This is a genomic window from Ochrobactrum sp. PL_is501, from assembly GCF_055816895.1.
In genome coordinates, this window is record NZ_JBVPGR010000038.1 from 223197 (window position 1) to 234767 (window position 11571).

The 11571-nt window shown below is 57.7% G+C and carries 9 protein-coding genes; 2 read left to right on the forward strand and 7 right to left on the reverse strand.

The genetic code is table 11. From position 1 onward, the window contains the following. Positions 1–14: 14 nt before the first annotated feature. The 3 genes from AC0TOF_RS18300 to AC0TOF_RS18310 form a co-directional block, all read right to left on the reverse strand. Complete coding sequence (locus tag AC0TOF_RS18300; protein WP_473769294.1) at positions 15–1523, reverse strand: tripartite tricarboxylate transporter permease; 1509 nt, start codon at positions 1521–1523, stop codon at positions 15–17. Positions 1524–1534: 11 nt separating this feature from the next. Then, positions 1535–1996 (reverse strand): tripartite tricarboxylate transporter TctB family protein, encoded by a 462-nt coding sequence (locus tag AC0TOF_RS18305; RefSeq protein ID WP_473769481.1) that lies wholly within the window; start codon positions 1994–1996, stop codon positions 1535–1537. Between the two features lie 173 nt (positions 1997–2169). After that, positions 2170–3147: a tripartite tricarboxylate transporter substrate-binding protein gene (locus AC0TOF_RS18310; protein ID WP_473769295.1), complete on the reverse strand. Its 978-nt coding sequence runs from the start codon at positions 3145–3147 to the stop codon at positions 2170–2172. A gap of 558 nt (positions 3148–3705) precedes the next feature. Here AC0TOF_RS18310 and AC0TOF_RS18315 point away from each other — a divergent pair. After that, complete coding sequence (locus tag AC0TOF_RS18315; protein WP_473769296.1) at positions 3706–4827, forward strand: HPP family protein; 1122 nt, start codon at positions 3706–3708, stop codon at positions 4825–4827. 83 nt (positions 4828–4910) lie between these two features. Further along, on the forward strand, positions 4911–5978 hold the full coding sequence (locus tag AC0TOF_RS18320; protein ID WP_473769297.1) for an AI-2E family transporter: 1068 nt from the start codon (positions 4911–4913) through the stop codon (positions 5976–5978). Positions 5979–5981: 3 nt separating this feature from the next. Here AC0TOF_RS18320 and AC0TOF_RS18325 read toward each other — a convergent pair whose 3' ends face one another. From AC0TOF_RS18325 to AC0TOF_RS18340, 4 genes are all read right to left on the reverse strand, one after another. Beyond that, positions 5982–7163, reverse strand: a complete 1182-nt coding sequence (locus AC0TOF_RS18325) for a polysaccharide pyruvyl transferase family protein (RefSeq protein WP_473769298.1) — start codon at positions 7161–7163, stop codon at positions 5982–5984. Positions 7164–7201: 38 nt separating this feature from the next. Continuing rightward, positions 7202–8524, reverse strand: a complete 1323-nt coding sequence (locus AC0TOF_RS18330; protein WP_473769299.1) for a glycosyltransferase family 4 protein — start codon at positions 8522–8524, stop codon at positions 7202–7204. After that, entirely contained in the window at positions 8521–10710 is a 2190-nt protein-coding gene (locus AC0TOF_RS18335; RefSeq protein WP_473769300.1) for a glycosyltransferase family 2 protein, read from the reverse strand. Before AC0TOF_RS18335 ends, AC0TOF_RS18330 begins: the two co-directional genes overlap by 4 nt. An 80-nt stretch (positions 10711–10790) precedes the next feature. Beyond that, positions 10791–11561, reverse strand: a complete 771-nt coding sequence (locus tag AC0TOF_RS18340; RefSeq protein WP_473769301.1) for a hypothetical protein — start codon at positions 11559–11561, stop codon at positions 10791–10793. Positions 11562–11571 lie beyond the last annotated feature (10 nt).

An 11571-nucleotide genomic window follows, 5' to 3' on the forward strand; every position in this document is an offset into this window, starting at 1 on the left:
CGGTTCAAGCCAGTTTAACTCTCCTCGACAAATACCTCATCGCGCTTCTTGCGTACCGATGGAAGCAGCACGACCACGAGAACGGCGGCGGCTATTGCAAGCAGAATGGCGCTGATCGGCCGGGTGAAGAACGTTGCGGGGTCGCCGCGTGACAGGATCATGGCGCGGCGCAGATGCTCTTCCAGCAGCGGACCGAGAACGAAACCAAGCAGCAGGGGAGCCGGTTCGCAGCGCAGCTTGGCCAGCAGATAGCCGATGAAGCCGAAGAAGGCGACCGCATAAAGATCATAGACGTTCGAATTGACGCTATAAACGCCGATGGAACAGAAGGTCATGATGATCGGAAATAGCACATAATACGGCACGGTCAGAAGCTTCACCCAAAATCCGATGAGCGGCAGGTTGAGGATGATGAGCATGAGATTGCCGATCCACATCGACGCGATCACCCCCCAGAACAGGGCAGGCTGTTCGGTCGCTACATTCGGGCCCGGCACGATGCCTTGGATGATCATGGCGCCGATCATCAGCGCCATGACCGGATTGGCTGGAATGCCAAGTGTCAGCATGGGGATGAAAGATGTCTGTGCGCCTGCATTGTTGGCGGATTCCGGTCCAGCGACGCCTGCGATCGCGCCTTTTCCGAACTCTTCCGGCGTATCGGAAATGCGTTTTTCCACGGTGTAGGAAGCAAATGATGCGAGAATGGCCCCGCCGCCGGGCAAAATGCCAAGCGCCGAGCCGATAACGGTTCCGCGCAATATTGGAGCTGTCATGCGCTTGAAATCGTCGCGTGTCGGCATCAGGCCTGTGACCTTTGCCATCAGCACTTCGCGGGTATGTTCGCTTTCAAGATTGCGCAAAATTTCGGCAATGCCGAACACGCCTACCGCAACGGCAACGAAATTAAGTCCGTCGGCATATTCTGTGATCCCGAGCGTGAAACGCGGCGCGCCGGTATAGATATCGGTGCCGACAAGACCGAGCAGGAGTCCCAGCACTACCATCGCCAGAGCCTTGACAATGGAGCCGTGCGCAAGCGCTACGGACGAGACCAGCCCCACGACCATCAATGAGAAATATTCAGCCGACCCGAACTTAAGGGCGATTTCAGTTAGCGGCGGAGCGAAGACTGCGACAAGAAAAGTTGAAACTGTACCGGCGAAGAATGAGCCGATTGCCGCGATTGCAAGTGCCGCGCCAGCCCGTCCGCGTCGCGCCATCTGGTAGCCGTCAATGGCGGTTACGGCCGATGAGGACTCGCCCGGCATGTTGATGAGAATTGCGGTCGTCGAGCCGCCATATTGGGCACCGTAATAGATGCCTGCGAGCATGATCAGCGCCGAAACCGGGTCGCCGATCTGAAACGTGACCGGAAGAAGCATGGCGATTGTTGCGGTGGCGCCGATGCCCGGCAGCACGCCGATCAATGTGCCGAGCAACACGCCGATTAGGCAAAAGCCAAGATTTGCAAGCGTTGAGGCTGTTGAAAAACCGAGCGCGAGATTGCTGAAAAGTTCCATATTCGTGCCCCCTAGAACGGCCACCAGGGCCCGAAACGCTGATAAGGCAGCGCGAGGGCGTAACTGAACACAATGACGGAGAAGACTGTGATTGCAGTTGCAAGAACGAGTGCTGCGGGCAACTTCATGCGCATTGAGGCGAAAGAGGCAATCAGACAGGTCAGGAACAGCGACGGCACGAAACCGAGGCCGCGCACGGTCAGGCCAAAAAATATCGGCGCAGGCAGAATAAAGAACAGGCCGCGCCATGCGATCGGCCCCATCGGCTCACCGGAGACACGTGTAGCCTGAACAAGAATGACCAGTCCAAGCAGGACCAGTACGCCTGAGAGAACAAGGGGGAAATATCCCGGCCCCATGCGCAGCGACGTGCCGAGATCCAGATCTAGCGACTGATAGGCAAAGAAAGCGCCGGTCAGGGTGAGAAGGGCACCGCACAGCCCGTTGGTGGGGTCTATTGAAAATTTCTTCAAAGGCTTGTTCATGGGCCAATCATCTTTCGGATTTACCATCGAAAGGGCTGTGCCGGAGGACCGGCATGTGAAATCGGATAGCTATCCCGTCAGCCGCGATCCTGATCAGCGGCAGACGAGAAAACGACCATCAGGGCGCGTCAGAGGACACGCCCTGACAGGCTGCCATAGGATCAGTCGGCGTATTGGCCCGCCGCCTCGATGATTGGCTTCCAGCGTGCGACTTCGGATTCGAGCTTGGCCTTCAATGCCGCCGGCGTCGCGTCGGAATCCGGCGACGGCTTTGTGCCGAGTTCGGCGAAGCGGGCCACGACGTTCTGGTCCTTCAGGGCCAGCTGAAGTGATTTCGACAGGCGCTCGGTAATTTCCGCAGGGGTTCCCTTGGGCGCATAAATGCCATGCCAGATACCCACTTCCATGCCGTCGAGACCTGCTTCCTTGGTTGTCGGAAGGTCTTTCAGCACGTCCAGACGTTCGGGCGAGGTCACCGCATAAGCCTTGATGGTGCCTGCCTGAATTTGCTTTGTCGTATTGGTCGTCTGGTCACACATGATATCGACCTGACCGCCGAGAAGATCGGTCATGGCCGGGCCGGTTCCCTTGTAGGGAACCGTGACGAGCGGCGTTTCAATCGCGCTCATGAACAGCATGCCGCAAAGATGCGAGGCCGCGCCGATACCTGCATTGGCGACCGTCACCGTATCCTTGTTGGCCTTGGCATATTCGATCAGTCCCTTGAGATCGGTTGGTTCAAGGTCCTTGCGCGCAACGATGGTCATCGGAACTTCCGTGACGAGACCAACATATTCAAAGCCGTTCAGTGTGTCATAGGCAAGCTTGCGATAGAGTGTGGCGCTTGTCGCCATGCCGATATGGTGAAGCAGGAGCGTATAGCCATCCGGATCGGCGGTTGCCACCCGTCCTGCGCCGAGCGTTCCGCCTGCGCCGCCAACATTTTCGACGATAACCTGTTGTCCGAGATCCTTCGACATGGATTCCGCGACAAGCCGCGTCACTGTGTCGGTAGGCCCACCGGCAGCAAAAGGCACGACCATGGTGATCGTTCGCTCAGGATAGTTTTGTGCCTGTGCGGAGAAGGCAGCGGTGGAAATAGCAAGTGTCGTCGCCAGAGCGGCGATAAGCTTCATCATAGTGTCCTCCCAGACTATGTTGCGGCGGGCGCGCCGGTATTTTGAATTTATTTCCCACGCCTCTTCGGGCGTTACAGGCAATTGAATTCGATATTATCAAGTCACTGCATAAGAGTTTCGGCATCGCGGTCGCTGTTGAATCAGCAGGGCTGTCCGGTTTCCTCCAAAAAGAATGTAGATGTATCCCGGCGGCTTGCCAATGCCCGAGCTTCAATGAAAACGATTATACTACCAAAGTCTGGGTAGCTCCGGCGTTGCCCCCTGAATCGCCTCAGAAACGCTCTTGAATTGCCCGGAGTTCCGTCAAGGAAAGCCGCTTTCTGTTCTGAAACATTGGCAGATAGAATGCCGGTTCAGAACGTCTCCGGGAACCTGTTGAAACCATTGTTCTCTACAAGTTGATGAATGGAGGACGATTTTTCCGTTACAGCGGTGCTTAGACGGATTTGCTTTCCTGTTCGAATCCGGCAAGGGCGGGATATTGTCTCACTCCCCAGAGAATAGTTATCGCTTCACCGAGTTTTCGCTGAAGCCCTTATGATCGGCCTGAACCACGGAATGACCCAGAGAGATACCGAACAACAGCGGTCGCGCATGTCCCGACTGTTCAAGCCGATCCTTGCCGGTGCGACGTTGCGGGAACGGTCGATTGCCTGCCTCGGTGCGCTGATCGGTATCGCGCTGACCGGCTTCATATCGAGTATGCTGCTTGGAAACGGCCCGCATCTGCCTTTGATCGTTGCGCCGATCGGCGCTTCGGCGGTTCTGCTTTTCGCAATTCCGACAAGCCCGCTGGCCCAGCCATGGTCCATCATCGGTGGCAATACGATTTCTGCCTTTGTGGGATTGGCCGTCACCCAGTTTGTTGATGATCCGGCGCTGGCAATCGGCCTTGGCGTCGCTCTGGCCATCGCTGCAATGTCCGTTACACGCAGCCTCCATCCCCCAGGCGGTGCGGCGGCGCTGACGGCGGTTCTGGGCGGTTCGGCGGTTGCCAAATGGGGTTTCCTGTTTCCGCTTGTGCCTGTTGCGCTGAACTCGTGCCTTCTGGTTGGCCTGGGTATCCTGTTTCACAAACTGTCACGCAGGAAATATCCGCACGTGGCGGCCGCAGCCCCGGTAAACAAGCACAGCACGGAAGACCTGCCGCCTTCGGTTCGCATGGGTATCCGCGAGGAAGACATCGACCGCGCCTTGCTTGCTTTGGATGAAAGCTTCGATATCGATCGCAATGATCTGGGACGGTTGTTGCGGCAGGTGGAGCTCGAAGCGTCCATTCGCTCGCATGGTGACCTGACATGCGCTGATATTATGTCCCGTGATGTGGTCAGCATCGACGAGGATGCCACGGCGAGCCAGGCCCGCGACCTGATCCTGCGGCACAATCTCCTGACCTTGCCGGTGCGCGCCCATGATGGTCGCCTCAAAGGCGTGGTCGGGTTACGCGAATTGATGCATCCGGGCGACGATTTCAGAAACTATATCGTGGAGGCTCCAACCGCTTCGCAGGCTGATCCGGTGATGAGTCTTTTGCCCTGCCTGACCGATGGATTGGCGCACGCTGTCGTGATTATCGATGAAATGCGCCATATCATCGGCTTGGTATCGCAAAGCGATCTTCTGAGCGCGCTTGCCCGTTCTCTTCCCAATGAAAAACTGGAACCGCTGAAAGCGGCATAACCTGCCGGGCCTGTGCTTCTCTATTGAATTGGAACGGTTTTCCGGGCAGGGTTTCCCGACCCGGAAATCTGTAGCAGGTGTTCATGTCCGTCCAGCGCGCGAGCTTCTATATCCTACTGGCACTGGTCACCGTCGCCTTTGCGTGGTTGCTGCTGCCTTATTATTCGGCGGTCCTGTGGGCGGTTATTCTTGCCGTGGTGTTCTCGCCGGTGCAGCAGCGCCTGGAACGTCTGCTTGGGGGCAGGAAGAACATCGCGGCCCTGCTTTCCGTGCTGATGTGCATCTGTCTTGTCATCATTCCCATGCTGGCCATTTTCGGCTCGCTGGTGCAGGAGGGTAACTCCCTCTACCAGCGACTGAGCAGTCGCGAGTTCGATCTGAACAGTTATATTTCACGTATTCTGGGTGCCTTGCCGGATTCCCTTGAGGAGTGGTTGACCCGGTTCGAGCTGGGCAATTTCGCCGAGTGGCGTGCGCGCATATCGTCCGCAGTCATGCAGGGCAGTCAGCTTTTTGCCGGAAAGCTGGTCAGCTTCGGCCAGAATACGCTGCAATTTTTCATCGGCTTCGGCATCATGCTTTATCTGCTGTTCTTCCTGTTTCGCGACGGTGCGGATCTTGGGCGGAAGATCAGGCGGGCCATTCCGCTCAATGATGAATATACCCGGCAGTTTCTGGAAAAGTTCACCGCCGTCATCCGTGCGACTGTGAAAGGCAATATCATCATCGCCGTCATTCAGGGAACGATAGGCGGCGTGACCTTTTGGCTTCTCGGTGTGGAAGCAGCCTTGCTCTGGGGCGTCATGATGACATTCCTCTCCATGTTGCCAGCCGTTGGCGCAGCACTTGTCTGGTTGCCCGCGGCGGCTTGGTTTTTTGCCAGTGGAGAATGGATCAGCGGAGCTGTTCTGGTTTTCGTCGGTGTGTTCGTGATCGGGCTGGTGGACAATCTCCTGCGTCCGCCACTCGTTGGAAAAGGCACCCGCATGCCGGATTACGTCGTATTGATCTCCACCATTGGCGGCATTTCCCTGATCGGGATCAATGGTTTTGTGGTGGGACCGTTGATTGCTGCGATGTTCATCGCCGCATGGTCGCTGCTGGCAGAAGAGCAAAAGGGCAATAGTCCCGCTCAACTGCCAAAGGACTGATCTTCAGGCGACTTTCAGTTCAGCGATCGGAAGACCGGTTTCCGTCATCTTGTTGTCGACACCGTTTTCATCGAGAAACTGCTTCATCTCGGCGTAGGTCTCGAACCATGCCCGGTTATATTTATCGAACAGCGACTGGTCCCAGTAGTCTTCCAGTTGGAATGGCTTGTCGCTGAAGACATCATAGCTTGGTATCTTGTAAGTCTCAGCAAATTCCGCCGTACGGCTGTCATAGGTGAAATAGATGGACGGAACGCCATTGGCGAGCGCCATCAGATTGCCATGCAGGCGATAGCCGAGAACAAGCTGCTGTCTGCGCACCAGCTCTTCGTAATCGGCTACGACATCCGAATAGAACATGCGATGGCGATAGAGGTTTTCAATCGTCTCGTCGAAATACCAGTCTGCCGTCCAGCGATGGTTCTTGAGAGCCGCAATGGCCTCCTCCTTCTGCTCCGCCGTGCCGAAGACCATCTTCTTTTCATCGATCTCGCCTTGCGCCATCAATGTCACATCGAAGCGTTCGGCCATGGATTTGATGAGATTGCGGTGGCGGGTCAGATATTGCTCGATATCCTGCGCATAGGCCGGTGAGACCTCACGGCGCACCGTAACGCCGACTTGGGCAACGTTTTCCAGCGGCGGCAATTTGATGCGCAGATGCTGGTTGTTGCGGCGAAATGCGGTCGGGCAACCGACGATGCGCACATTGCGAATGCCGATATCGTTGAGTACCTGTGCCGTATAAGCACCGCGCACGCCGATGGATGTCGTGGAATCCGCGATGATGCGCAGGACCGCCTTCGTCTCTTCGGAAAGTTGTATTTCCCCTCTGACCGGTGCCTGTGCGCCGACGCCGAATGCGATGACCGGCAGTTTCAGCCGCTGCAATACCGGGATCGTGTCACGCCAGTTCATATCCTTGTTGATATAGTTAGAGCCGCGCAGGATCACATAATCATATTCTTCACGCAGCTGATCGATCTTCTCCGGTGAGAAATTGGTGATCGGGAGTTCGGATACCTTCTCGTAATTCATCAGCTTCAACGATGACTCGAAGACGAAAGCATCGCCGATATTGTGATAATGATTGATGCTGCCCTGAACGTCAGTATGACGATACCAGCGGACATTGTCGTGATCGTACACTTCTCCCGCAGGGATCATGACGAGGGCGCGTGCCATACGGTCTTCCTTCTTCTAAAGATACAGGCAAGCCAGGCTCAGCTTGCCTGAGAAAGAGCAGTTTCAGAAACTGCCGGTTTCTGTCTGCGCGGTTTTGACTCCCGCAGCCGGTTATAAAGATCAAGATGCTCCTTTGCGCAGTCGACATAGTGGACCGGATTGCGGATGGAATTGTGCAACCTGTCCCATATGGTCGGCTCGCTCAGCACCTCTGTAAAGCGGTCGGCCAGGTCTTCTGCGCTGCGAACGCGGAAATGCAGGCCGTCTTCGCCGTCGCGGATTTTCTCCGCCATGCCGCCGATGTTCGAGCAGATGACCGGGCGGCGATGATGCAGGGCCTCCTGAATGACAATGGGTGAGTTTTCCCACCAGATTGAAGGCATGACCACCCAGTCAACCGACTGCATGAGGCGCGGCATTTCAGCATTCTGGTAAGCGCCGTAGAAACGTACGCGCGGGCCAGCCTCTTCAATCAGCTTGTGCATGCGTTCCTGAAAAGCAGGCGGCTGCTTTTCCAGATTGCCACCGAAGATCATCAGGCGGGAATCCTCACCCCAGACCTGTTCCGGTACACGCGATACGGCATCAACCAGTACGTCGATGCCCTTGAACGGATTGATCTGACCGAAAAAAGCAAAGCGGCTACGACGCGGGTTCGGGCCGGTCAGTTCACGTGGAGGGGTAACGTCGCGGATAGCGATACCGTTCTCTATGACCGCCATCTTGTCCGGGTTGAGGCCCCATTCGAGATAGCGATTGGCGAGAAACTCGCTCGGCGAGACGAAGGCGTCGGCCAGTTCCAGCATGCCGCGCACAAAGCGTTCCCGCTTGAGGAAACGCGCAGGCGGTATCTGCGGAAAACAGGCGTGGCAATCGATGGGAGATGCCTCATTGCAGAGCTTGGACGTGCCTGCCTTGACCATCTGGCCGTCATTATTGCAGATGGGCAGGAACTCGTGAAACGTCACCAGAATGATGCGATCCGGCAGCGCTTCGCGAATGGCGTAGAGCGTTTCCAGCCCGAGGCCCAGAACGTGATGGAAATGCACGATGTCCGGGTCGAAATCGCGAACGAAGCGCAGCAGGTCGCGGCGGATTTCATCGGTGTTCTTGTTCGACAGATAGAAGTGATCGTATTCATCGGCATGGAACAGGATTTCGTCGCTGGCGCGCCGCATGCTCATGAGCGCCGTCGTGCCGTGCCGGGGGATCGGGTGGGCAGCCCGTGCCAGATAGACCGCCTGGACGCCCGGAACAGCATTCAACCCCTTGTGCAGATTGTAGGAAGCGATTTCACCGCCTCCGAGCGAGATTGACGGGTGGGCGTGAGAGATGATGAGAACACGGAGTTTATCGCTCATGCGGGTTCCTCCGCCTGTACCTTGCGCCTGCCAGCGAGAATGGACGACCAGCGTGCATCGAAGACCTGCCGGTCGATGCGCTCGATGAGGGCAATGGTCGATGCCCTGTCGGTGACGGATGTGTCGTCCGCTCCCAGCATCTGTGCTGAAGGCAACCAATAGGAGCGCAGGCCCGATTGTTTCAGTTTCAATCCGAGATCCAGTCCCTTTTCGTGGGTGCCGAGATAGCCGCGCGTGAAGCCGCCGACCGAAAACAGGGCTTCGCGTGGAAGAATGCAGCATTCGAACGTCGCCGTTGCGACTTCCGTCAATGACATGCCTGAAACCGCATCGATGGGATAACCGGCATAGCGGCTGATCAAGGCGCGGTCTGCCGACATGCCAGATTGCGGACCTGCGACCCAGGTTCCCGCCCAGCGGATTGAGTCATCCTCATAGGCGAGGGTGGGAGACAAAACGCAGTCCTTGTGCGCTTCATAGGCGCTGACGAGCTTGTTCAGCCATCCGGCGCGGCGCGGTAGCAGCGACCCGGCCAGAAAGATGACCTGATCCGTTGAAACTGTGCGGGCTCCGACTTCCAGCGCATCGTAAAGGTCTTCCGACCCAGTTGCAGAAACGAGTCGGATGCGCAGGCGGTAGAAATCCGCAAGACGCCTGATCTGTACGCCCACGCGGTCAATGATTTCGGTCGCCGCCGCGATCACGATCGGCGCGATGCGGGTTTCGGGATCAAGCGCGAGTAGTGCCAGCAAAGGCTCAACTTCCTCGACGCGCTCGTCAATGCCGATGATGATCGCAGGCCCTATCGCATCTTCGAAGGGGCCGAGATCGACAACACCAAAAACTTCCGGTGCGGGCCGGTTGACGCCGCGCAGCAATGGCACGAGCTGCTGGTCCACAATATGGCGCAAAGCCCATGCATTTGGGTCAGTGGCGCGGATTTGCCGGACAATGGCATCCCGCGAGGTCACGCGGGTTGGCGTCAATGGAAAGAAGGCCCGCCGTCCATCGCTGATCGCAAGTTCGAGATAAAACGGTGCGGTGCTGTCACCGGCAAGTTCCGGCGCGAAGGCGACGAAACCGTGGGCATGACGGCTGGGGTCAAGACCTGCATTGAAGGGCGGCTGGTTGTCGAATTCGCGGGTGACGTCGGGCCGGTCGATGCGGGTCCAGGTCGTGTCGATCTGGATTTCACCGCGATGGCGGCGCAGTTTCACGCTTTCCACATGGCTGTCGGGATCGAGCAGCCAGCCGGAAACCAGCATGCCGCTGCCTCCAACCCGGAACACATTGTCTATTCCCATTCTCACGGGAAAGGGAAGGCCGGATACCGTGTCGGCACCGTCGAAGCGGTTTGCGGCGGAACGCATGCGCAGCAGAATATCCGTCGAGCTGCGTACCCTTGGCAGGATCGCCCGAATATGGCCCGGTGTCTCGCGGGAACCGGACAAGAGCCTGCGGTCATAGACTTCGGTAAAACGCCAGCCCCTTCGCCCGCGAAACAAAAGCCGCTCGATATCAGTGGGTTCAACCGGTTCATTGGCAAGCAGAAGACCGGCAAACCCGGAAGCTTCATCATTCAGGTCGGGCCGTGCAAAGACACTGATTGCGCATTCAGCGAGCGAAGGAGTCTTGCCGCTGATCAGCAGACGGGTAACGGCAGGCGTCAGGTCCTGCGCCCAGCCCTGAACGAAAATCTCGCCCTCGTCGCTGCCGCCGATGAGTTCAATGCAGCCATCTGAACGGGCTCCCGCCTGCAACAGAACGGTGATGGCAGAAAGTTTCTTGCGGCTGATGGGGCCGGAGATCAACCCCTCCACCAGCTCATCGATGACGCCCGGCAGGCTCGGCCCCGCAAGATCGCCGATCATGGCGACAAAATCGGCGATGGAAGCCGAGCGCGAAGCAAAATTGTATCGAGCGACCTTTGCCCGGTGCTGGAACATGATCGTCTTCAAGATGCCACGGCGCAAGGCAGCCGTAGGCACTATGGCTACGAAACCATGTGTTCCGGCAGGTGAAGGCTCCTTGAGCGGCCATGTGACCAGGCTCGTCTTTACGCTCATGGCGGGATCGCCATTCAGGAACGCTGTCACCTGGTCGTTTGTGGCACTGCCGATGCCGAGTACCAGCACCAGCGTGTCCTCAATCACGCTGCCGACCACCATTTCACCCTCCATCATCATGGGAGGACGATCCGGAGACCGGGCAGGTCTTGCAGGATGCTGCGTGGTAGGTCTTTCGTCTTGCGCCATGAGACCTCCCTTCAGGGCATGACCGCTAGGGTGAGAAGGGCGCCGGCGACGAAACCTGCCATGACGAACATCAGCATGAACAGGAGCTTGATGTCGCCGCTGCTGCGCTTGCGCACATCTTCCATCCGCTGTTCCAATCCGGCGACAACACCATCCATGCGCATGATGTGCACATCAAGCTCGGTCATGCGCTGATGAAGATCGGTGCGCAAGCCATCGACGGAACTGGCAATGTCCAGCAGTTCCGCCGGGGCGGCATTGCCCGATGCATCGAGGGTTGGCGCAACACGCTGCAAGGAGCGCTGATTGACCTGTAGCTGGCGTTGCGCCGCCATGAGCATGTCGAGCTTGTCCAGAATACGCGTCATAGGCGCGGCGATAAGCGCTTCGGCGGCCTGTTCGTCGGGCTTCGGTACGCGCAGTTTCTGCTCGCTGCCAGCCGCGTTTGCGGCAACGACGACGAGTTCGCCCGCCCGCGCGGCGGCGAATTGCGGCAACATCACTTCAAAAGCGTGTTTGCCGTCGCCGATACCGTTGCGCTTGAGATCGGGGCGGTCCTTGTCGGCTGGGGCCTCCGCGATAGGCTTGTCGTCCAGCAGAACACGGATCAGAAGCCGCTCGGTCGGGACAGAAGGATCGAAGGCCCAGCCATAGAGGCGGCCTTCCTCAATGGCATCAACGCGTCCTTTCATGACTTCGGTCCTTTGAGGCCCGGCTGCGGCGTTCGGCGCTGCGGCCTGCTTTGCTTCCCCCTCGGATGGAACTTTGGTCGCGATGTTCATGATTTACCTC

Excerpts from the sequence above, each read along its gene's own strand:
- AC0TOF_RS18325 (WP_473769298.1), bottom strand. The coding sequence starts at position 7,163 with ATGGCACGCGCCCTCGTCATGATCCCTGCGGGAGAAGTGTACGATCAC.
- AC0TOF_RS18300 (WP_473769294.1), bottom strand. The coding sequence starts at position 1,523 with ATGGAACTTTTCAGCAATCTCGCGCTCGGTTTTTCAACAGCCTCAACG.
- AC0TOF_RS18315 (WP_473769296.1), top strand. The coding sequence starts at position 3,706 with ATGACCCAGAGAGATACCGAACAACAGCGGTCGCGCATGTCCCGACTG.
- AC0TOF_RS18310 (WP_473769295.1), bottom strand. The coding sequence starts at position 3,147 with ATGATGAAGCTTATCGCCGCTCTGGCGACGACACTTGCTATTTCCACC.
- AC0TOF_RS18335 (WP_473769300.1), bottom strand. The coding sequence starts at position 10,710 with ATGATGATGGAGGGTGAAATGGTGGTCGGCAGCGTGATTGAGGACACG.
- AC0TOF_RS18330 (WP_473769299.1), bottom strand. The coding sequence starts at position 8,524 with ATGAGCGATAAACTCCGTGTTCTCATCATCTCTCACGCCCACCCGTCA.
- AC0TOF_RS18340 (WP_473769301.1), bottom strand. The coding sequence starts at position 11,561 with ATGAACATCGCGACCAAAGTTCCATCCGAGGGGGAAGCAAAGCAGGCC.
- AC0TOF_RS18320 (WP_473769297.1), top strand. The coding sequence starts at position 4,911 with ATGTCCGTCCAGCGCGCGAGCTTCTATATCCTACTGGCACTGGTCACC.